Here is a 21,445-nt window from a genome sequence, read left to right as displayed (position 1 = left end):
CTCGCTGAATGAGGGGTCGATGAGAAAACGCTATCCCAGCAGGGAGAGCACATTGGCGATCTTGTTGTCGAGTTCGGCCCACTCGGCGGCGGGTTCTGATCCCGCCACTATGCCAGCCCCGGCATAGAGTGTGATTGTCTGCGCCGTGACGCGGGCGCTGCGGATGGCGACGGAGAACTCCGAGGTCTCCCGGCTCAGCATGCCGCAGGCACCGGCATACCAGCCACGATCATGGGGCTCGAACTCGCGGATGAAGGCCAGAGCGGCTTCGCGCGGGGCGCCGCCCACGGCGGGGGTGGGGTGCAGGGCGTCCAGCAGTTGCCAGTCACACACACCAGGCTTGAGTTCGGCCTCTATGTCGCACTTGAGGTGTTGCAACAGCCGCAGTTTCAGAATGCGCGGCTCGGTCAGGCTGGCGCCCGTGGTGAGCGGGGCCAGTCGACTGAGGATGTCGGCATGCACCAGCCTGTTCTCCAGCCGGTTCTTGCTGTCGGCCAGCAGCTCGGCGGCCAGGGCCGCATCGGTCGCTTCGTCGCCGGAGCGGCGTATGGTGCCTGCCAGTGCCTCGGTGAAGAGATGATCCTGTTCCCGGCGGTAGAGCCGCTCGGGGGAGCAGGCGATGAAGCTCTGCTCGGGGGAAAACTGAAAGCCGAAGTGGAAGCAGTCCTGGGCGTGCTGTGCCCACTGTGCCAGCAGGGCCCAGGGGGAGACGGCATTGCCGGCATCATGTGTGGCATCAGCCCTTGCGTCATTCAGGGTAAGACGGCTCTCCCGCGACAGCACTACCTTGGGGGTGTGCGCCTGAAAATCGGGGGCTGTGACCCGTTCCACCAGTTGCTGCCAGTGCGGCTGGGCAGGGCAATCCTGGCGTTGCCAGTCGCGCCGCAGCAAGGGGGAAAGCGGTGCTTCCGGCAGCAGGGCATCAAGCGCTCTTTCGGCGGCCAGCATTTCGGCATCGAACTCGGCCGCCCCTTGCTGCTCCGGTAGCCAGAGATTGAGGCAAAGGCTGACACACTCGCCCCGGCGCACCAGCTCGATGCGGGGCAGCACGAAGCGGCAGGGGCCGAATCCCTGCCAACCGGGCTGAGCGGGATCGAACGCCAGTCCACCGTAGTAGCGCGGGCTGTCGTCGTAGGGCTGGTTGGCGTGCTCGCAGACCTGTTGTATGTCTTGCGGACGGGTCAGTTCCCGAATGCAACCCAGCGCCACATACTCGGGCTTGTCGTGCCCTCTGGCATGCCAATAGATGCGGGGATAGAGAGTCTGCGCCGCGAGCCAGCCCAGAAAGGAGCCGACCTCGATCGCCACGCGCAGCCGGACGAAGCCGCTGGCGTTGCTGTGACGCAGGGCGTCCAGTTGTTGCTTGATATGGGTCTGAGCCAACATGGATTTCGTCTATGAGCCGATAGTGACGGTCAATCCTGCAGAAGGATGCCGTTGGTTTATGCCAAAGGAGCGATTATTCCTATATATTATCTGCCCATTCGTCCATGTAAATCGCCCGGGGAGCTTACCTCCCGAGGCGCCAAGTATACCGAAATCCAGTTCGATAACCCTTAACACGATCAATATCTGATTGTTTGGCCATCACAATATGACAAATACCTTCTCTATCTGGTTGCTGGCGGCGCGTTTGCGAACCTTGCCGCTCGCGTGCTCCTCCATTTTGCTGGGCTCGGGGCTGGCGGCCAGTCGTGGGGCCTTTGATGGCACCATAATGGCGCTCTCCCTGCTGACCGCCATACTGCTGCAGATCCTCTCCAATCTGGCCAACGATTACGGGGATGCGGTATCCGGTGCGGACAATGGCGAGCGGATTGGCCCCCAGCGTGCCGTGGTCTCGGGTCTCATCACCCAAAAGCAGATGTGCGTGGCCATGGGGCTGACCGCCCTGGCTGCCGTGGTTAGCGGCCTCTCTCTGCTGGGTTGCGCCTTTGGCGATCAGTGGCTGCAGATCCTCACTTTCGTGGTGCTGGGTGGCGCAGCCATAGTCGCGGCCATCACCTACACGGTGGGCAAGACCCCTTACGGCTATCGTGGGTTCGGGGATATCTCGGTGTTCCTCTTCTTCGGTCTGCTGGGGGTACTCGGCTCCTACTATCTGTTTACCAAGACACTGGCGTGGGATCTGTTGCTGCCGGCCACTGCCTGCGGCCTGCTGGCGACTGCCGTTCTCAACATCAACAATGTGCGGGATATAGAGACGGATGCGGTCAGCGGCAAGATCACCCTGGCGGTGCGGCTGGGTCGCAACCGTGCCATCGCCTACCACTGGCTGTTGCTGGGGGCGGCGCTGGTCAGCACCATCGCCTTCCTGCTGACCCAGCCCGCCAGTTTCTGGCCCTGGATCTTCCTGCCTGCCATGAAGCCCCTCACCGATGCTGCGCGCACCCTGCGTGAAAGCTACGATGGCGAGGTGCTGACCGGTGCCCTCAAGAAGACCGCCATCAGCGCCTTCCTGTTCAGCCTGCTGCTCTCCATCGGGTTGGCGATCTCCTGATGGGATGCTTGCTTGTTTTTTTATGTGAAAAGGGCTCCCGATGCGGGAGCCCTTTTTGTGTGCTGACGCGACTCGTTGGCACGTCACCAGTCAGACAGGAGAACGGCTTATGCGCGAGTCACTCAAACAGAAAATCATCCAGGTTTGCCGCCAGAAAATAGCGCAGAAGGGGGAGACGGTCGGGCTCTCTTTTTATGCTTTTTTCGCCAACAGAAATGACGACCCCGACTTGCTGATGGAGGTGGCGACCTGGTGGATCCAGACTCACAGACTCGATCATTTCGAGAAGGCCAGAAAGATCCTCCAGCTGGTCGAGGGGAGCAAGTAGGACAGGGATGAAACAAGCAGGGCTCCAAGAAGGAGCCCTGCTTGCATATGGATTTGTCACCCCGTCGTTCGGGTAAGTGACACTCAGCTGGCTTGGGCCAATCTGGGGGCCCGGCGGGAGAAGAAGAGGCTGTCCAGCAGCCAGATGACCAGCATGGAGGCGCCCACCAGCGGGAAGGCGATACCGAGCAGGATCAGCAGGGCGATGGCACCGCGCATGGGGGGTAATTTGGCAGGCAGCGGCGGGGCGGCGAGACGACCCTGCGGGCGGCGGCTCCACCAGATCCAGAGGCCGCTTACCGAGCTCAGCAGCACCATCAGGCAGATGACCAGCATGGCGAGCTGATGGGGCCAGCCATAGAGTTTGCCCATGTGCAACATGACGCCGGTTTCCACCGTCTTGGCGACCGGGCCGTAATCCTGCCAGCGCACGTCGGCCAGTACCTTGCCGCTGTACTGATCGATATGCAAGGTGGCATCGTTGCGCGGATCGTCGGCGAACAGGGCTATGGTGTAGGCGCCGCTCTCACCGACCGGTGGTGTGATGCTGTAACCCGGGCTGACCTGGCGTGCCTGTGCGATCTCCACCACCTGTTGCAGCGGAATGCGGTGGCTGGCCATGACAATGTCATCCTGCTCGCCGCCCTGGTGCATGGTGCTGTGATCATGACGCTTGGCTGCTGGCTGTGAACTCGGCATCGGCATCGTCTCCACCGCCCAGGGCACTGTTTGTTCATGGGAATGGTTGAGGTTGCGGACGAGAGGGGCGGATTTGGGGACTTCGTTCCACATGGCGGCGGGGAAGCGATTCCAGAGGTCGGCGAATTGAGCTCCCCAGAATCCGGTCCAGGTCATGCCGCTCAACAGCAGCAACAGCAGGAAGCCCGCGCCCCAGAAGCCGACCACGGCGTGCAGATCTCGCCACCAGAGGCGTCCTCGCTGGTTCAGCCGTGGCCACAGGATACCGCCGACCCCCGGGCCCTTGCGTGGCCACCAGAGATAGAGGCCGCTGACAAGCAGCACTATGCCCCAGCCGGCGGCCAGCTCGATCAGCCGATCCCCTGTGGTGCCGAGCAGCAGATCGGCATGCAGGGCGCGAGCCACCGCCTGCAAGTTCCACTTGTTATCCATAGTGCCGAGCAGGGTGCCGCTGACAGGATCCATAAACAAGGTGAGTTCATTGCCTTGTTGCGTGACGATAAACTGAGCGCTGGTATCCGGCGCGGCCGGTGGCAGGTATTTGCTCAGGTTGGCGTCCGGCATGGTGGCCCGTGCCTTGGCCCACAGGGCATCGGCGCCAAGGGGCTTGCCCGACAGTTGATCGGCGCTCAGGATGTGGGCGGCGGGGGGCACCTTCATCAGCTCGGGATAGAGCAAATTGTCGAGCTGGGGTTTGAACAGATAAACGATCCCTGTCAGTGAGAGCAGGATCAGGAAGGGGGCGACGAAGAGGCCGGCGTAGAAGTGCCAGCGCCAGATCCGCTGGTAATGGCTCGAGGCCCTGTTTTTCATCTCTGATCCTTGCGCTAATGACCAACGTTTCTGTTGGTGGAATGTTTGTGGCGGCGCGGATGATAACAGCAACGTTTTGTTAACTGCAACAGAACATGATGGGCTCGTTCTGGGAGTGATACAGAGCGTCAGCGTCAGGCCAGGGGAGTCAAAAGGTGGCGCAGTCGGCGTCAGGGCGCTGGATGTAGCATGGACTTTTTGTAGATAAATCCTTACCTTGTTGCAACATCCGGCTGTGCTGGCACAGTGAAAATCCATGGAAGGAGGCGGACGTGACGTTACAAGCACACGGTCATTTCAAGATGCAGCGGCAGGGACAGGTGCTGATCTGTCAGCCGAGCGGTCCCTTCAATCTGATGGGGGCCATGGCCTATGAGTCAGCCTTCAGCCAGCAACTCGCCCAGTTGCGTGATGCGCCCTGGGGAATCGTCGAGGTAGCAACCGAATTTGAGGCAGCAGGGCCCGAGGTTCTAGCCCGTTTTCGTCGCCAGTTCGGCTGGTGTGCCGCCAACGGCTGCGCCTTTCTGGCTGTGGTGCTGGCGGGGAGCTTCAAGCAATACCTGGCGGATCAGATATTCCACGACCTGCCATTTCAGGAGGTTCGCTACTTCGGGCAGACCGACGAGGCGCTTCACTGGCTTAAGCAGCAGCTGGCCGCGAAACAGGCCTAGGTCAGTACCTTCGTATCGTGACTAGCTCAGGTTGATAAACCATTTATCCCGCTCGTCGACGCAGTCGGGCTCGCCCATCTCGAATTCGCGGCAGATAAGCGGGCGAACTTCGTAGATACGGCACATCATGGTATTGCGATCGAGCGCCGCACACCAACCATCTTCCAGCCGGTGCATCACGGGCACCTGTCCTTCTATCTCGTCCACGTAGCGATCCGGTACGCCGGTATCGGTAAACAGCATGACTTCGAGGCGGCAGCAGCAGGCTTCGCAGTTCTGGCAGCTGACTTCGGCTTGGGGTTCTCTGTTCATCTGTGTTGTCCATGCCATGGGAATGGCACATGTGCGATAAAAAACAGGCACCTGCAAAGGCGCCCGAGTCGTGGTCAAGATTGAGCCCGGCAGATGAGCTGCCAGGCTGCGTCGTTAACCCAGTTTGCGGGCGCGGTAGGTACGGCCCTTGATCTTGCCTTCCTGCAACCGCTTGAGGGCGGCGCTCCCTACGCTGCGCTTTACCGCCACGTAGGAGTACTGTTCGGAGATCTGGATCTTGCCTACATCGGCACCGGCAATGCCACCTTCACCGGTCAGGGCGCCCAGAATGTCACCGGCGCGTACCTTGGTCTTGCGGCCTGCATCGATGGAGAGGGTCACCATCTGCGGCGCAATCGGCTTGATCTCGCGACCAATCTCGGCCAGATCGCCCTGCGGCATGGGGGCCTGCTGGTACTCCTCGATGAGGTTGACGCGCTGGGCCTCGTTCGGCTGGTAGAGGCTCAGGGCCAGACCCTGCTGGCCGGCACGACCGGTACGACCGATGCGGTGCACGTGCACTTCCGGATCATAGGTCAGCTCGTAGTTGATGACGGCGCCCAGCTCCTTGATGTCGAGCCCGCGGGCGGCCACGTCGGTGGCCACCAGAATGGTGGCGCTGCCGTTGGCAAAGCGCACCAGCACCTGATCCCGTTCCCGCTGTTCCAGATCGCCGTTCAGTGCCAGCGCCGAGAAGCCCTTGGCGGCCAGATGATCGGCCACGTCGTTGCAGGCCCGCTTGGTGTTGCAGAACACCACGCAGGAGGCCGGTTGATAGTGGCTCAGCAGCCAGGTGAGGGCGTCGAGGCGCTGACCGGCCGGGACTTCATATAGCTTCTGTTCGATGGCACTCCCCTCGTGCAGGGACTCCACGCTGACCTCGACCGGATTGCGCTGCACACCGCGGCTCATCTGGGCGATCCCCTCCGGATAGGTGGCGGAGAAGAGCAGGGTCTGACGCTGCTCGGGTGCATAGCTGATGACCCGGTTGATCTCTTCGCCAAAACCCATGTCCAGCATGCGATCCGCTTCATCCAGCACCAGCGTCTTGAGGCCGGAGAGTTCGAGAGTGCCCTGCTCCAGGTGTTTGAGAATGCGACCCGGGGTGCCGACGGCGATGTGGGCACCAAAGCTCAGGGTGGCAGACTGGGGGGCAGTCTGGGTACCGCCGCACAGGGTGACCAGCTTGACGTTGGGCAGGGCGCGGGCCAGACGACGTATCTCCTGGGCTACCTGATCCGCCAGCTCGCGGGTCGGACAAAGCACCAGCGCCTGCACTTCGAGGCGGTTGACGTTGAGCTTGGCGAGCAGGCCGAGGGCGAAGGCCGCTGTCTTGCCGCTGCCGGTTTTTGCCTTGGCGATCAGGTCTTTGCCGTCGAGCACCAGGGGCAGGCTCTGGGCCTGGATCGGGGTCATCTGCAGATAACCCAGGCTGGTGAGGTTCTCTTGCAGGGCGGGGGAGAGATTGAGGCTGCTAAATTCGGTGTTGTTCACAAAAGGACTCTATTTCGGAGAATACGGGGTGCGCACAGCGCTAAGGGCGCGCATTGTACCAGAATGCGGCACCGGATGTGGCGGATTTTTGAACGCATGAGCAAAGGCTGGCAGCAAGGAGTGTGAAGGGAAAAAAGGAGCTTCTCCTGCTTAGTGTGGCAAAACAGAATGCCAGGCATGGTCAAAGTGTATGTAGATGGTTTCTGACTAATTAATCGAAGGCAAGGTAAACGTTTGTCGCCTTGTTTTGATTCAGTATTTATATCTTCAATTTATCCTGATGACATGAATTAGATGTTGGTGAATTTAAATAGATGTGATGATGATGTGAATGTCAGCTTTTAAAGTTGAGTGATTTATATTTAAGTGATTGTTTTATAGCTATTTAATTTTTTTATTGTCGTATTTAATTACCTGCTGATACGTTTAATTAATTTAAAAACGTTTGTATTATCCAACATGCATATTTTTACCGCAGATTGTGATGGCTATCTGATTTTTAAATATGCATATGTCTATGATGGCGCCCATCAAATATAACAATTCACTCAGGTGCTACAGGTATGGAATACGTTCACTTTATACTCGGACTCGTCATGGTCCTTGCTCTCGCTTTGCTGGCCAACCGCCACAACTGGAAACAGATCAAATTGCGTTATATTGGCCAACTGCTGGTGGTCGAACTGGCGCTGGCCTGGTTCATGCTGAACTCCGAAGTGGGCCTGGCCGTGGTGGGTGGCTTTGCCGCCGGCTTCACCAAGCTGATGGAGTTTGCCAAACAGGGGACCGATTTTGTATTCGGTGGTCTGGTCAACGAAGGGGCCTTCTCCTTCTTCCTGATGGTACTGATGCCCATCGTCTTCATCTCTGTACTGATCGGCATTCTGCAGTACATCCGTCTGCTGCCCATCGTCATCCGTGGCATAGGTACAGTGCTGGCCAAGGTGAACGGCATGGGCAAGCTGGAATCCTTCAACGCCATCAGCTCCATGATCGTCGGCCAGTCCGAGAACTTCATCGCGCTCAAGAACACACTGCCGCACCTGAATGAAAAGCAGATGTACACCCTGGCGGCGACCGCCATGTCCACCGTTTCCATGTCCATCGTCGGCGCCTACATGCAGTTGATCGAGCCGCGCTACGTGGTGGCCGCGCTGGTGCTCAACATGTTCAGTACCTTCATCGTGCTGTCGCTGATCAACCCGTACGAGCCGGATAACTCGGTCACCGACCTGAAAGCCATCGCCGAAGGCGACGAGCACCACACACCGAAGAAAGAGAACTTCTTCGAGATGCTGGGCGAGTACATCATGGCCGGTTTCACCGTGGCCGTGATAGTGGGTGCCATGCTGGTCGGCTTCATCGCCCTGATCGCCCTGGTCAACTACCTGTTCGAAGTGGCGTTTGGCGTCAACTTCCAGTACGTCATGGGTTACATCTTCTACCCAATCGCCTGGATCCTGGGTATCCCCAGTGGTGAGGCCCTGCAAGCCGGCTCCATCATGGCGACCAAGCTGGTGACCAACGAATTCGTGGCCATGATGGATCTGGGCAAGATTGCTGCCGAGCTCTCCCCGCGTACCGTCGGCATCCTCTCCATCTTCATGGTGTCGTTCGCCAACTTCAGCTCCATCGGTATCATCGCCGGTGCTGTGAAGGCACTGAACGAAGAGAAGGGCAACATGGTCTCCCGCTTCGGTCTGAAGCTGGTGTACGGTTCTACTCTGGTGAGCCTGCTCTCCGCCGTGATTGCCGGTGTGATGATCTAGTCACACCTCGCCATCACCATGACAAACCCCTGCCTTGGCAGGGGTTTGTTTTTTTCGGGGGTGGGCAAATGCGTCCCCACCTTCGCAGACATGCCGTGCCTGGGCCGGTTCAGCCGAGCCAGTGGCTCCACCAGCCGGCCGCCAGCAGGGTGAGAGTGCAAAAGCCGGTTTCGATGGCGCCACCACTCTTGAGGGGCCAGCCTGGCAGCCGGTAGCGGCGCTTGATGGGCCAGAACAGCGGAATACCCGCTGGCGTGAGCCAGTCCCCCAGCAGGTGGCTGAGGTAGCCGATAATGAGCGCATCCTTGATCCCGGCGGGCAGCAGGTCGGGCGCCAGGCTCTGATCCAGTCCCCACACGGCTGCGGCGACCGCCAGCAGGCTGTGAGTGAAGCCGCGATGACCAAACAGTCGCGAGAGCGGTTTCGAGATCCAGGGCAGCCGCTGCCCCAGCACGGACTTGGGGTGGTCGAGATCCGGCAGCAGGGCGCTGGCCAGCGCCGCCGGTATGGTCTGCCACAGGCTGGCATCCGACAGGGCTGGCGTGAGCTGGAGTTTGTGGGCGAGCAGGGTGCAGGTAACGGAAAACAGCAGATGCCCTTGGGCGGTCATGGTGATTACGGCGTGGAGAAATGGCGGCGCATCTTACCAGTGTCGCGGGCCATTGTAGCAAAAAACCGGGGCCGGTGGGCCGGCCCGGTCATTAACTGCGCGGATCTTCCACTCTGGCATCGGCGGGCACCCGTTTTTTCCCTACCACCATGGCACGCAGCAGATCGCTGCGGGTGAGGAGGTCGGTCAGGATCACCACGGCGGCGTGCACGGCTATGATGGCCAGCAGGGTATTGGCGACGACCTCATGGGCCTCTTCCATCCACTCTTCCCCCCAGAATGCATCCCAGCTGGTGAGCCAGCCGGTGGCTATGGTGCCGACCAGTGACAGCAACAGCACCCAGATCATCAGGGCCCCGAGCGGGTTGTGACCCAGATAGTAGGGGTGACGACCCCGGGCCAGCTGGCGCAGGTAGTCACGGACGCGGGTAGGGGTCGGCCACCATTGGCCGAAACGGGCGTAGTAAGAGCCCACCAGACCCCACAGCAGCCGGATCAGCAGCAGGGCTGCCAACCCATAGCCGACATACCTGTGGTTCCTGCTGCCCTCTTCCAGTACGAAGAAGTTGAGCAGGCAGAGGATCACGGTCGCCCAGTGAAACCCTCTGATGAGGGGATCCCAGACCTTCACTTCAGACGAGGTTGTCATGGCAAGACTCCGTCAAAGAGGCCGGCGACGGACCGGCCCATGGTTGCGCTACTGGTCGATCTCTTCTTTCACTTTCTTCAGGTCGGTCGGGTCGAAGTAGATCTCGACCTTGCGCTTGTCTTTGTCCCAACCGTAGATCTCGTAGCAGTGGGTCTTGGTCACCTTGAACTTCTTGATGTTGTAGCCCATGGCCTTGATCTGCTGCTGGGCCTCGGCTTCGCTCAGCCATTGCGTCTTGTCGGTCTGGGTACACTGGGGGCCGGCCAGTACAGTGGCGCTAAACAGGGGGAGCAGTAACAGCAGTGGTGTCAGTTTCATTGCGGGTTCCTTGCGGGTGGGGGATGAACAGCCGCAAGGTTAGGGCGTCAGACTTAAGGAAAAATTAAGCAAAAGGGGATAGGCATGAATATCCCCGGCCGCAAGCCGGGGAGGCGGGATCAGCTCAGCTTGCCCTTGAGCAGCCACTTGTCGAGGGCGTTGGCGAAGCGCTGCTTGTCGGCCGCGTTGAAGGGAGCAGGGCCGCCTGTCTGCACCCCGGCCGAGCGCAGCTCTTCCATGAAGTTACGCATGCCGAGACGTGCCTGTATGGTCTCGCGGGTGTAGATCTCGCCACGGGGATTGAGCGCCTCGCCACCGGCATCTATGACCCAGGAAGCGAGGGGAATGTCGCCGGTGATCACCAGATCCCCCGGTATGACTTGCTGGGCAATGACATGATCTGCCACATCGAACCCCTTCTCTACCTGCTGGGTTTTGATGTAGGGGGAGGGGGGAACCCGCAGTCCCTGATTGGCCACCAGGGTGGTGACGACCTGGGCGCGGTGGGCGGCGCGGTAAAGGATCTCCTTGACCGGGAGGGGGCAGGCATCGGCATCAACCCAGATGGGCATGGCATGGTTTCCTGTGTCTGAAACGAGGGTCGCATCTTAGCACGGCTGGTGAGGAGCGGCTGCCCCGGGGCTGAGTCAGGCCGGGCTTTAGTGTAAGCTGGCCCGATGAGACTGAATGAAAAGGACGAGCAGATGGATCGGGTACCCAGTGATGTGATTTATGCCCTGACCCTGGATGGCAAGGGTGGCATGCAGCCACTGGCGGCGGGGAGCGAGATCCCGGGGAAGAGCCCTGGCTGGCTGCATCTGGATTACGGTAATCCGGAGGCGGCCCGCTGGCTGCTGCAAACCCCCTTGCTCAATGATGCTGCCAAGGAGTCCCTGCTCGGCCAGAGCAACAGGCCCAAGCTGGTGCGGATGGGAGAGACTGTGCTGCTGATCCTGCGCGGCATCAATCACAACAAGGATCACAGGCCGGAAGAGATGGTGGCGCTGCGTATCTTCATCACACCGGATCTCATCATCAGCAGCCGTCGTCGTCCGCTGCTCTCCGAGCAGGACGTGTTCAACCAGCTGACGCAGGGCGGTGGTGCCGATACCCCGGCCGACTGGCTGGTGGAGGTGTGTGATGCCCTGACCGACAGGGCGGGGGAGTTTGTGGAAGAGCTGCACGATCAGATCCTGGAGCTGGAGGAGCATGTGCTGGCCCGCGACCTGCCCGCCAACGGCCGACTGGCACGGATCCGCAAGCAACTCATCATGATCCGCCGCTACCTCTCCCCCCAGCGGGATCTGGTGGCGCGTCTGGCCAACGAGAAGATCAGCTGGCTGGACGAAGATGACCGCCGCCGCCTGCTCGACATCGCTGACCGTCTGCGCCGCTGGCTCGATGATCTCGATGCCGGCGTGGCCCGCACCGGTGTGCTGGCGGACGAGATCAACAACCTGATGGCGGAGGCGACCAACCGCCGCGCCTACCAGATGTCGGTGATGGCGCTGCTGTTCTTGCCCGCCAGTTTCCTGACCGGTCTGTTTGGCATCAACCTGGGCGGCATTCCGGGGGCCGAGAGCCCGACCGCATTCTGGGTCTTCTGCGGATCCTTGGTGGCGCTGGCCACCGGGCTGGCGGTCTGGCTCAAACATAGACGCTGGTGGTAAGGAGCAATCATGACAACCTGGCAATCTTTTGGCGTGACCCTGCTGCTGTTGTTGGGCCACACCCTGATCCGCAGCCTCATTCACAAGAGTCTGCTGGCGCTGGCCCATACCCGACAAGTGAGCGAGAACCGCGTGCTCTATGTGGAGCACGTCTTCCACTTTCTGCTCGGTTGCGCCACCCTGCTGATCCTGGCCGGGGTATGGGGGCTCGATTTTTCACGGCTGGTGGTGCTCGCCTCCTCCTTCTTCGCCGTGCTCGGGGTGGCCATGGTGGCCCAGTGGTCGATCCTCTCCAACATCACCGCCAGCATCACCATCTTCTTCGCCTTTCCCTACAAGATTGGCGACCGGATCCGCATCCTCGACAAGGATGATTCCGTCACCGGCGTCATCACCGAGATCGGTCTCTTCTATGTGCGGGTGCGGGATGACAACGGCGATCTGGTCACCTATCCCGCCAACCTGATCCTGCAAAAGCCGGTCAGGCGACTGGAGGGCAAGGTGGCAGACCCCCTGCAGCCAGAATGAAAAAAAGGCTCCTAACGGAGCCTTTTTTTGATCATGTGTCTCTATCAGCGTTCGAAGAAGCGATAGAGATGCTCGACCTGGATGGGGCAGTCTGCCACCAGATGAATGTGCTGGCGGGCCTCTTCGACCGATCCGAACGAGAGGGGGCAACCAAGGGTGTCAGTCATCTCGTACAAACGGCCATCTTGCCCTCTGAACTCCACGATCCAGCCCGGCAGTATGGCATCTTGCAGTATCTCGGCTTCCTTGAAGGCTTGCTGCTGATAGAGCAGGCGAAGCTCATTGACTGTCATGACGTCCTCCTGTGACTCATAGCGCCTCTTCAAGTCTAGTGGCTGAATCTGCCTGATTCATCTGGCCGTGTTCAGACACTCCCAGGCCCAGCGCATGCGGATGAAGGTCTCTGCATCGCCACCCCGATCCGGATGGTGTTGCAGGGCAAGCTCCCGCCAGCGTCGGCGGACTCTCTCCTGGCTGGCATCGGCGGTCAGTTCGAACAGGGCCAGCGCTTCCGCCCTGTGTCCCGCTCCGTCATAAGCACGCCAGAAGCGGTTGAGCAGAGCCTCCACCTCTTCCCGGTCGGTCTGCCAGAACACCTGCCAGTCGAGGTAGTAGTTGCGCAGAGACTGGCCGAGGGCCAACCTCTGGCGAGTATCTGTTATCCCTGCAAGGGGCTCTAGCCGTATATCCAGGGAGCTGATCACCAGCCACCACCCAGCGTCATGGAGCTCAGCCTGCAACTGGTAGAGGGCATTCATGATCAGAAAGTTGACCCGAAACAGCTGCAGCTGTTCATCCCCGGCCAGGGTGGGAATGGCTCCTTGCTGGCGCAGGGCGGCCAGCAGTTCGTGCACCTTGTAGCTGGCTGCCGCCTCTTGTAGCAGTGTCAGCAGGGGGGCGAGCAGTGGGTTGTGACAGTGCTCTGTCTCACTCATGAGCTGGCCGTCTCCTTGGGCGGTTGCAGCGCGATCAGCAACTCTCCTGACAGGGGCGTGACCGGACCTGTGACGATGCGGGGCTGGGCCCTGGCATCCAGTATGAACAGCGGTATGGCACCGGGGTTGGCTTCCTGATATTGCGCCCAGTCGAAAGTGTCGCTCAGACGAGTCGCCTTGATCTGGCCGCCCCGGCTCAGCAGGCCGCTCAAGCGGGCGTAGTTGATATCGGGCCCGAACAGGTTCTGGCGGGCGCGGAAGGTGGCACTCTCCCGGTTCGCCTTGCCGTGCTGTTCGCTGGAGCGCAGGGAGTAGACCTTCTCTTCACCGTAGAGGTGGGCGAAGTGCAGTACGCCGAGGGCGTTGTTGTGACGGTTGGGGGAGAGCGCCAGCACTGTACTGATGCTGGTGAGCGGCAGATGCAGCTCGGCATGTTCCGACTGGGGGTTGCCGAAATAGCAGGGCAGGTTGCTCATGCGTGCCTGCTTGTAAAATTCCCAAGCAGGGTCAGAAAGATAGACTGGGACTCCCTGATCCGCCAGCGCCTTGCCTATGGCCCTGGCCACAGAGTTGGCACCTATGATGAGCCAGGTGTTGGGGGCGCTCTGACGCATACCTAGCAGGCCCGCCAGCGGCGCCGAGGTGAGGCTCTGCAACACCACAGTGGAGATGATCACCGCAAACACCAGGGGCACCAGCTTGTCCGCATCGGGAATATCGGCCTGATGCAGGCTGATGGCGAAGGAGGCACTGACCGCCGCTGCCACTATGCCCCGCGGCGCTATCCAGCTCAGCAGGGCGCGGGCCTGCCAGGAGAGATCCGAGCCCCAGGTCGAGACCAGGATGCAGAGCGGGCGCGCCACGAACTGCACCACGCAGAGCAGTGCCAGCACCATGGGGCCGAGCTGCCAGAGCTGGGCCAGATCGAGGCGTGCCGCCAGCAGGATAAACAGGCTGGATATGAGGATGACGGCGAGATCTTCCTTGAACGCCAGTACCTCTTCCAGATCCAGCCCCTCCTGATTGGCGAGCCAGATGCCGAACACTGTCACCGCCAGCAGGCCGGATTCGTGACTGAGCCAGTTGGAGAGGCTGAAGGTGACCAGCACCAGCGCCAATACCCCGAACTTGTGCAGGCTGACCGGCAGCCAGTCCTTGCGGATCAGCAGTGTGGTGAGCCAGCCGGCTCCAACCCCGATCAGGGTACCGACCCCGACGGTTCTTGCCAGCGCCAGCAGGGTGTGACTGAGCAGATCGCCCTGACTGCCGAGGCGTAACGCCTCGAACACCAGCACGGCGAACAGGGCACCGATGGGATCTATGACGATCCCTTCCCAGCGCAGTATGCGATCCACCTCCCGGGTGGGGCGGATCACGTTGAGCATGGGCGCAACCACAGTGGGGCCGGTCACCACCAGCACGGCGCCGAGCAGCATGGCGACCCGCCAGTCCAGTCCCAGCAGGAAGTAACTGGCGCTGCCGATGACGGCGAAGCTGACCAGCATGCCAGTGGAGCAGAGGTTGCGCACCACCTTGCCGATCCCCTTGAGTTCCGTCAGATGCAGGGTCAGGGCACCCTCGAACAGGATGATGGCCACCGACAGAGAGACCAGCGGAAACAGCAGGTCGCCGAGCAGGGCATCGGGGTCGAGCAGGCCGCTGACCGGGCCCAGGGTCAGGCCGGTGAGCAGCAGAAACAAAATGGCGGGCACTCGCAGTGACCAGGCGAGCCACTGGGCCAGCACTGAGACCAGGGCGATCCCGGCCAAGGAAAGAGCAGTCATGCAGACCTCGATTCAGGTAATGAGCTTGGAGGAAGTGTAGCGGGGAAGATGGCCAGATTGACACCCGCAGAGGTCGGGAGCAAGTGCCGTGGGGAGCTGCGCGACAGTCGGCGTCATGGTGGGCCGGAAAGGGCGTGGCCGCAGAGGAGTGGGGGGCGCTACGTAGCCATTATCCGTCGAATTAGATGGGGCTCTCTTTGTGAAGGTCGGTGACACAGTCGGCCACCGCCAGCACCAGGGCCGAGCGCACCACCTGATCGAGCCGGTTGAGCTGCATCTGGTAGAAGGGCCAGTCCTCCTCGTTGGCAGGGGGATCCTGCGGCATCATGCTGCCCTGGTTCAGGCAATGCAGCCTGTCCAGCAGATCGCGAATGGGCTTGTCGCTGAAGCGGTAATCCTTGGGGTCGCGCACCAGAAAATCGCGGATCTTCAGGTAGGCTTCGAGATCCTGATAGCGCTCCAGAGAGATGAGGCCGAGGGCAAAGATAAGCTTGAGGCGCACCTCCAGCTGGCCGAGGGGGCCGCTCTGGTTGAGCAGGGGTTCGATGGCGTATTTGACGGCATACTCCTCCTGGCGAAAGGCTCGCCGCATCAGGGAGTCGACCGCCTCTTCCAGGATGGTCACGACTTCGAGAAAGAAGCCGCGGGGGCCATCCTGCTCGTTCAGCCGCTCCAGTACTTCATCTTCCTGGTGTGTGGTCATAGGTGCATTGGGTCCAGCTGACTGGGAGAGAGAGTGCCTCTCTCCCGGTTTTTATCATATGAGGCGAATTCCCATGCCATTCAACCGGTTGAGGCGGCGGTCTGGCGGTGAGTGCGCCCCATCAGGGTCACTTCAAGCTGTCGTAACGGGCGACGATGGCACTGACAATATCGCTGTCGGCGGCAAGGCCGGTCACCCGGGCCAAGGCCTGGGCCGGCCCAAGTTCCGCCAGCAGGGCCTGCAGCTCCATCGCCTGGGGATCATCGGCGTTGTGATAGTGCAGCGCCGCTGCGATTCCCTCTTGCAGATGGTCGCTGGGCAGGCCGTATTCCAGGGTGCCGAGCAGCGGCTTCACCAGCCGATCCCCTGCCGCCAGTTTGCGCAGCGGCTGACGGCCGACCCGGTCAATTTCGTCCACCAGATAGGGGTTGGCGAAGCGGGCCAGGATCTTCTCTATGTAGGCGGCGTGCAGACGCGGGTCGAAGCCGTAGCGTTTCACCAGCACGGCTCCGCTCTCCTCCATGGCGCGGCGCACCTTGCTGCGGATCACCGGATCCTCGATCGCCTCACGAATGGTGCGGTAGCCCCGCAACTTGCCGAGGTAAGCGGTGACGATATGACCCGTGTTGAGGGTGAACAGCTTGCGCTCGACGAAGGCCATCAGGTTGTCGGTGGGCTCCATGCCCGCCACCTGGGGCAGTTCGCCCTTGAACTGGGTCTGGTCGACGATCCACTCGCTGAAGCTCTCCACCGTCACTTCCAGCGGATCGTCGTTGGCCGCGGCAGGCGGCACTATGCGATCCACCGCCGAGTCGACGAAGCCGACGCAGGATTCGAGCGTGGCATGATACGCGACCGGCAGGTACTTGAGTACCTCCTGCTTGAGGTGGCTGGTGCCGCGCACCATGTTCTCGCAGGCGATGACGTTGAGCGGGCTCAGGTTGCCGGCATCGAAACGGGCCTGCAGCCCCTTGGCCAGGGTGCTGGCAATCTTGTCCAGAATGTTGGGGCCGACCGCCGTGGTGACCAGATCGGCGGTGATGATACGGGCGATCACCTCGTGTCCGGCGGAGCTGACCGCCGCCACGTTGCGTACCACGTCCAGCTTTTGATCCGCCCCCACCACGTGCACCTTGTACTCCTGGCGGTGGTTGAGCTGATCGATCAGGGTCTCGTTGACGTCGGCGAAGGTGACCTGATGGCTGGCGTCGGCCAGCAGTTTTCCGATGAAGCCACGACCGATATTACCGGCACCAAAATGCAATGTTTTCATGATATTAACCTCTACAACCAAAGACGATGAAGGATGATTACGCAGCCTGTTCGGCACCCAGCAGATCCAGAAACTCCTGGGGATCCGTGGTGCTGGCCAGCCGGTCGATGAGACCGGGTTCATCCAGTGCATTGGTCAGGCGGGTTATTACCTGCATGTGTTCGTCGTTGCGGGCGGCGATGCCGATCACCAGTCGTGCCACCTCGTCCGCCGCCTCGCCAAAGGCAACGCCGGCCGGATACTGGCAGATGACGATGCCGGTACGCTTCACAAACTCCTTGGCGGCTATGGTGCCGTGGGGCACGGCGATAGACTCGCCGAGGTAGGTGGAGACCAGCTGCTCGCGCTCCAGCATGGCGTTGACGTAATCCGGTGCCACGTAGCCCCGTTCCGCCAGCAGTCTACCAGCGGTCAGGATGGCGGCCTCCTTGTTGTCGGCCTTGAGCCCCAGATGCACGTCGTGACGACTCAGGGTAAACACTTCAGCCGCTTGAAGTTCGTAGTTGTCATCGTTGGCCGCGACCAGCAGTTGCGGGTTGGCCACGTCATCGTTGGCCGCCAGCGTCAGGTTCTGCACCAGCTCCTGATAGAGGCCGTTGTCGAGGAAGTTGGTGAGCGAGATATGGTGAGCGTTCGGCGCATGACGACGGGCCCGTTCGGTCAGATCCTTGTGGGTGATGACCCAATCCACCTGATCGTCGAGCTGATCGATGGCGCGGTTGGTGACGCTGATGTCGAGCCCGGCGGCCTGCACACGTTTGCGCAGCATGCCGGCACCCATGGCGCTGGATCCCATGCCCGCATCGCAGGCGACCACGATATTGCGCACCGCCATCAGCTCGCCGCCCGGCTTCTTGGCCGCCGCGGTTTCGGGCTTGCCGCCCTTCATGGCTTTCATCTTGCGGGTGGCTTCACCCAGGGCGTCGGCCTCGTCGGCTTCCGGCTGCTGGGCGCGAACGAATACGGCTGCGACCAGGAAGGAGACCAGGGTCGAGCTGATGATGGAGAGGGCAACCCCGATCAGGGAGGCTTTCGGCGTCATCAAGAGCACGGCGAAGATGGAACCCGGTGAGGCAGGGGAGACCAGACCAGCGTTGAACAGAGTCAGGGTGAAGACCCCTGTCATGCCACCGGCGATCACCGCCAGAATGAGGCGCGGGTTCATCAGCACATACGGGAAGTAGATCTCGTGGATGCCGCCGAAGAAGTGAATGATGGAGGCGCCAGCCGCGGACTGCTTGGCGGCGCCACGGCCGAATACCATGTAGGCCAGCAGCACGCCCATGCCCGGGCCCGGGTTCGCTTCGATCAGGAAGAAGATGGAGCGGCCCTGTTCGGTCGCCTGCTGGATCCCCAGCGGCGAGAAGATGCCGTGGTTGATGGCGTTGTTGAGGAACAGGATCTTGGCCGGTTCAACGAAGATGGAGGTGAGCGGCAACATGTGGTTTTCCACCAGGAAGCCGACGCCACCCGCCAGTACGCCGGAGAGCACCTTGACGAAGGGACCGATCACGAAGAAGGCGAGGATAGCCAGCAACATGCCGATGAGACCGGCGGAGAAGTTGTTGACCAGCATCTCGAAGCCGCTCTTGACGCGCCCTTCCATCACTTTGTCGAAGCGCTTGATGGCCCAGCCACCCAGCGGACCGACCATCATGGCACCCATGAACATGGGGATGTCGGTACCGACGATCACGCCCATGGTGGTGATGGCACCGACCACGCCGCCCCGTTCACCGCCCATCAGCTTGCCGCCTGTATAGCCAATCAGCAGCGGCAGCAGATAGGTGATCATGGGACCGACCAGCTTGGCCAAGGTTTCGCTTGGCAGCCAGCCGGTGGGAATGAAGAGAGCGGTAATAAAGCCCCAGGCGATGAAAGCGCCTATGTTGGGCATGACCATATTGGACAGGAAGCGTCCAAAATTCTGTATCTTGACTTTGGTATCCGGTGATAACATGTCGGGACCCCGTTTTAAGCCTGTTTGATTAAAAGTGGTAGTCGGGATGACGGGTTTTGCCGAACCCCCATCCCAGTCGTCTAAGCAACTTCAATCTACCAGCTTGTGATCAAATTAGGCTGAAAACGGGGTGTCTTGTGACGTACCTCTCAAATACCCAGCCATACCCCCTCCCTAAGTAGTGACCCTGATCACATTCAAGCTCTGTAGTTTGGCTACATTTCGATCTTTCTTGCCGCCACCACCCATTTAGTGTGATTTGAGTCACCTTTTGTGGTTTGCGCAAACCCGCTGTCAATGTGATGGCTGTCACGAATATTTAATTTGTATTCAAACGGGTCAGTGTGTGAGATGCAAAATCCGAGAGGGATAACGATGGATAGATAGTATTTGCTCATTAATCGCCAATGAATCAGTAGGTTTGTAACCCACTTTCAGTTTTTCATGATTGGCATTCAACCGCACAAGCGGCGCATTACCCCCTCCAGTGGTCCTCTGGCGAAGCGCAGGCTCCACAGATTGGCGAACAACAGAGCCGTCAGGGCAAAGACGGTGGCAGCCAGTACCACTTCGGGCAGATCTTGCCCCTTCAGCCAGCCCAGCCCCTCCAGCACGCCCATGCCGAGCATGATATGGGCGATATAGAGTGTCAGCGTCTGCCGTCCGACCGGCAGCCAGACTCGCCACCAGCGAGCTGTGGGCAGGGCGCGGCCGAGCCAGAGGCAGAGCGCGATCAGGGTGCTGGCCGCCCCCATGCCAAACAGCAGGTAGAGCGGGGCAGGAGGAATGGGCCCGGTCGCGAGCAGGGGGGCCAGTTCGGGCTGGGGGATTAGTGTCAGCAGCCAGAGCGACAGCCTTTTGGCCAGCACCATGGCCCCCACACCGCCGGCCAGCAGCCATCTCTGAACGCTCGCGTTCGCGAGGGCCTGACGACTCAGCCAGAGGCCGTAGAGCAGAAAGCCCAGCCAGGGCACCACAGGGTGCCAGCCATTGAACAGCAGATTGCGGACGAAGCCGTTCAGGGCCCAGAACTCGGGGTAGCTGAAGCTGTGCCACTGCCAGCCCTGATCGTAATTGAAGTGAAACAGCAGGATGACGAAGCCCGCTGCCAGCAGGGGGATCAGGGAGAGCAGCCAGAGGGAGGGTAACCGCAGGCAGCAAGCCCCCAGCAGGAAGTAAACGGCGTAGTAATGGATGATGTCGGCTGGAAACACCAAATAGTTGAGCAGTCCCAGGATCAGCAGAAACAGGGCCCGCTTGGCGGTTTGCTGCATGGCAGTCGGCCAGCTCAGCTTGCGGGTCGAGAGACCGAGACCTATGCCGGCCAGCACCACGAAGCTGGCGGCAGAACGACCCTCCAGCGCATCCAGCATGGCTTTGAGCCAGTCAGGTCCGCCTGTCAGCACACCCATGGCGATGCGAAAGTTCACCAGCACCATGCCGAGCAGGGCCATGGCGCGGGCCAGATCCAGCCCCTCCAGTCTATTGGATGACGATGTCATGAGCGGTTTGCCTCGCAGGAGAAGAATCCATGGCTCAGTTGGCCGGCCCCAGCAGCAGGTCCAGCAGCTGTGGCAGTCGTTGCGCCGCTGAGGGCTGATCCGAATGGAGAGCAAGTGCATCGCGCAGTGCCTGCCCTTCCAGCCCGTCCAGCAGCAGTTGGGCGGTGAGATCGGGGTCCAGTCTTGCCTCCAGACATCCTTCTTGCTGTCCCCGCCGTACCGTATTGGCAAGGACATCGCACAGCTGGCGCTGGTTGCTGGCGAAGGTGGCGGCCATCTCGGGGTGGCGGGTCAGCTCGGCCAGGATTTCGGTGCCGAGCAGCAGATTCTCCGGCGTCTGCGACCAGGCGAGATAGCCGGCGGCGAAGCGGGCCAGTGCCGCGCGGGCGGAGCCCTGATCCAGCTCATCCAGCAGGGGCTGCAACTCGGCGGCTTCCAGCGAGGCGATCAGCGCGATCAGCTCCTCTTTGCGGGCGAAGTGGTTATAGAGGTTGCCCAGACTCACCCCTGCGGCGGCGGCTATGTCACGCATCCCTGTCTGGTGGAAGCCCCGCTCGATGAAGCAGCCGAGGGCTGCCTGGATGATCAGCTCCCGCCGTTGCTCCAGGCGGTTGTGATTGATGGACATGGTCGGCTTCCTCTCTACTAGTCGACATTATTTGAGCGAACGTTCGTTCATTTGTGGTGTTCACCTTATCTCCGGTGTGAAAAAGAAGCAAGCCACAGTTAGCCAAGAGGAGGCATCGCCTTGGTCGGCATACTCCGGGGCAAGCCATGCGTCCGCCGAGTGGTCAGTGAGGACCCGGTCCCAAAGCCGGTCAGCGCCAAGACAGGTAGAAGGTCATTGCACTCCTAGCCATCTCCTCGTCGGGCCACCCGCTCCTCAGAGCGTTCGTTTGTTGGCTCAAGGGGGCTGAGGGTGAGGGCA

22 protein-coding genes are annotated in these 21,445 nt (G+C 60.8%); 6 read left to right on the top strand and 16 right to left on the bottom strand.

Annotated elements, in window-relative coordinates:
- Positions 1 to 30 precede the first annotated feature (30 nt).
- The gene (locus tag ONZ54_RS19915) at positions 31 to 1,386 is read right to left on the bottom strand and encodes an isochorismate synthase (protein ID WP_271786974.1); all 1,356 of its coding nucleotides are present in this window, start codon (positions 1,384 to 1,386) and stop codon (positions 31 to 33) included.
- A gap of 208 nt (positions 1,387 to 1,594) precedes the next feature.
- Here ONZ54_RS19915 and ONZ54_RS19910 point away from each other — a divergent pair, with 208 nt between their 5' ends.
- Together ONZ54_RS19910 and ONZ54_RS19905 are read left to right on the top strand one after the other, a co-directional pair.
- A complete protein-coding gene (locus tag ONZ54_RS19910; protein ID WP_192896264.1) occupies positions 1,595 to 2,500 on the top strand; it encodes a 1,4-dihydroxy-2-naphthoate polyprenyltransferase in 906 nt (301 codons plus the stop codon).
- Between the two features lie 109 nt (positions 2,501 to 2,609).
- Positions 2,610 to 2,828 (top strand): DUF6500 family protein, encoded by a 219-nt coding sequence (locus tag ONZ54_RS19905; protein WP_271786973.1) that lies wholly within the window; start codon positions 2,610 to 2,612, stop codon positions 2,826 to 2,828.
- Positions 2,829 to 2,911: 83 nt separating this feature from the next.
- Here the strand turns inward: ONZ54_RS19905 and ONZ54_RS19900 are convergent, their stop codons facing one another.
- Positions 2,912 to 4,339, bottom strand: a complete 1,428-nt coding sequence (locus tag ONZ54_RS19900) for a PepSY-associated TM helix domain-containing protein (RefSeq protein ID WP_125597509.1) — start codon at positions 4,337 to 4,339, stop codon at positions 2,912 to 2,914.
- A 302-nt stretch (positions 4,340 to 4,641) separates the two neighbouring features.
- On the opposite strand from ONZ54_RS19900, the gene ONZ54_RS19895 reads away from it, so the two are divergent.
- Entirely contained in the window at positions 4,642 to 5,010 is a 369-nt protein-coding gene (locus tag ONZ54_RS19895; RefSeq protein WP_373885411.1) for a hypothetical protein, read from the top strand.
- 21 nt (positions 5,011 to 5,031) lie between these two features.
- On the opposite strand, the gene ONZ54_RS19890 is transcribed toward ONZ54_RS19895, so the two are convergent.
- Both ONZ54_RS19890 and dbpA read right to left on the bottom strand, forming a co-directional pair.
- On the bottom strand, positions 5,032 to 5,322 hold the full coding sequence (locus ONZ54_RS19890) for a YkgJ family cysteine cluster protein (RefSeq protein WP_005315990.1): 291 nt from the start codon (positions 5,320 to 5,322) through the stop codon (positions 5,032 to 5,034).
- Positions 5,323 to 5,436: 114 nt separating this feature from the next.
- On the bottom strand, positions 5,437 to 6,816 hold the full coding sequence (dbpA, locus tag ONZ54_RS19885) for an ATP-dependent RNA helicase DbpA (protein ID WP_021140116.1): 1,380 nt from the start codon (positions 6,814 to 6,816) through the stop codon (positions 5,437 to 5,439).
- 563 nt (positions 6,817 to 7,379) lie between these two features.
- Between dbpA and ONZ54_RS19880 the strand changes: the two genes are divergently transcribed.
- Positions 7,380 to 8,585 carry a NupC/NupG family nucleoside CNT transporter gene (locus ONZ54_RS19880; protein ID WP_058394868.1) on the top strand — a complete coding sequence of 402 codons (1,206 nt, stop codon included), beginning with the start codon at positions 7,380 to 7,382 and terminating at the stop codon, positions 8,583 to 8,585.
- 109 nt (positions 8,586 to 8,694) lie between these two features.
- On the opposite strand, the gene ONZ54_RS19875 is transcribed toward ONZ54_RS19880, so the two are convergent.
- The 4 genes from ONZ54_RS19875 to ONZ54_RS19860 form a co-directional block, all read right to left on the bottom strand.
- Complete coding sequence (locus tag ONZ54_RS19875; protein ID WP_058394869.1) at positions 8,695 to 9,195, bottom strand: metal-dependent hydrolase; 501 nt, start codon at positions 9,193 to 9,195, stop codon at positions 8,695 to 8,697.
- Between the two features lie 91 nt (positions 9,196 to 9,286).
- Positions 9,287 to 9,844 carry a cytochrome b/b6 domain-containing protein gene (locus ONZ54_RS19870; RefSeq protein ID WP_059111582.1) on the bottom strand — a complete coding sequence of 186 codons (558 nt, stop codon included), beginning with the start codon at positions 9,842 to 9,844 and terminating at the stop codon, positions 9,287 to 9,289.
- A 48-nt stretch (positions 9,845 to 9,892) separates the two neighbouring features.
- Entirely contained in the window at positions 9,893 to 10,162 is a 270-nt protein-coding gene (locus ONZ54_RS19865) for a PepSY domain-containing protein (protein ID WP_271786971.1), read from the bottom strand.
- A 119-nt stretch (positions 10,163 to 10,281) separates the two neighbouring features.
- A complete protein-coding gene (locus ONZ54_RS19860) occupies positions 10,282 to 10,734 on the bottom strand; it encodes a YaiI/YqxD family protein (RefSeq protein WP_005315979.1) in 453 nt (150 codons plus the stop codon).
- 105 nt (positions 10,735 to 10,839) lie between these two features.
- On the opposite strand from ONZ54_RS19860, the gene zntB reads away from it, so the two are divergent.
- Together zntB and ONZ54_RS19850 are read left to right on the top strand one after the other, a co-directional pair.
- Positions 10,840 to 11,832 (top strand): zinc transporter ZntB, encoded by a 993-nt coding sequence (gene zntB, locus ONZ54_RS19855; protein WP_005315978.1) that lies wholly within the window; start codon positions 10,840 to 10,842, stop codon positions 11,830 to 11,832.
- A gap of 9 nt (positions 11,833 to 11,841) precedes the next feature.
- Positions 11,842 to 12,360: a mechanosensitive ion channel domain-containing protein gene (locus ONZ54_RS19850; RefSeq protein ID WP_017412795.1), complete on the top strand. Its 519-nt coding sequence runs from the start codon at positions 11,842 to 11,844 to the stop codon at positions 12,358 to 12,360.
- Between the two features lie 44 nt (positions 12,361 to 12,404).
- Here the strand turns inward: ONZ54_RS19850 and ONZ54_RS19845 are convergent, their stop codons facing one another.
- The 8 genes from ONZ54_RS19845 to ONZ54_RS19810 all read right to left on the bottom strand — a co-directional run bounded on the left by ONZ54_RS19845 (position 12,405) and on the right by ONZ54_RS19810 (position 21,145).
- Complete coding sequence (locus ONZ54_RS19845) at positions 12,405 to 12,653, bottom strand: hypothetical protein (protein WP_005315976.1); 249 nt, start codon at positions 12,651 to 12,653, stop codon at positions 12,405 to 12,407.
- 57 nt (positions 12,654 to 12,710) lie between these two features.
- A complete protein-coding gene (locus tag ONZ54_RS19840) occupies positions 12,711 to 13,295 on the bottom strand; it encodes a DNA-J related domain-containing protein (RefSeq protein WP_271786970.1) in 585 nt (194 codons plus the stop codon).
- On the bottom strand, positions 13,292 to 15,079 hold the full coding sequence (locus ONZ54_RS19835; RefSeq protein WP_271786969.1) for a cation:proton antiporter: 1,788 nt from the start codon (positions 15,077 to 15,079) through the stop codon (positions 13,292 to 13,294). The genes ONZ54_RS19840 and ONZ54_RS19835 overlap by 4 nt, the downstream gene beginning before the upstream one ends.
- Before the next feature lie 181 nt (positions 15,080 to 15,260).
- Positions 15,261 to 15,782: an MltR family transcriptional regulator gene (locus ONZ54_RS19830; protein ID WP_005315973.1), complete on the bottom strand. Its 522-nt coding sequence runs from the start codon at positions 15,780 to 15,782 to the stop codon at positions 15,261 to 15,263.
- Between the two features lie 127 nt (positions 15,783 to 15,909).
- On the bottom strand, positions 15,910 to 17,055 hold the full coding sequence (locus ONZ54_RS19825; RefSeq protein ID WP_058394875.1) for a mannitol-1-phosphate 5-dehydrogenase: 1,146 nt from the start codon (positions 17,053 to 17,055) through the stop codon (positions 15,910 to 15,912).
- A gap of 37 nt (positions 17,056 to 17,092) precedes the next feature.
- Entirely contained in the window at positions 17,093 to 19,015 is a 1,923-nt protein-coding gene (locus tag ONZ54_RS19820) for a PTS mannitol transporter subunit IICBA (protein WP_059111577.1), read from the bottom strand.
- Between the two features lie 455 nt (positions 19,016 to 19,470).
- Positions 19,471 to 20,517 (bottom strand): DUF418 domain-containing protein, encoded by a 1,047-nt coding sequence (locus ONZ54_RS19815; RefSeq protein ID WP_271786968.1) that lies wholly within the window; start codon positions 20,515 to 20,517, stop codon positions 19,471 to 19,473.
- A 34-nt stretch (positions 20,518 to 20,551) separates the two neighbouring features.
- Positions 20,552 to 21,145, bottom strand: coding sequence for a TetR/AcrR family transcriptional regulator (locus ONZ54_RS19810; RefSeq protein ID WP_271786967.1), 594 nt, complete (start codon positions 21,143 to 21,145; stop codon positions 20,552 to 20,554).
- Positions 21,146 to 21,445: the final 300 nt, after the last annotated feature.

Origin of the sequence: Aeromonas salmonicida (assembly GCF_028355655.1) — a bacterium.
GTDB lineage: Bacteria > Pseudomonadota > Gammaproteobacteria > Enterobacterales > Aeromonadaceae > Aeromonas > Aeromonas salmonicida.
The sequence above is the reverse complement of the archived record's forward strand: the minus strand, read 5'-3'. Positions and strand labels throughout refer to the sequence as shown.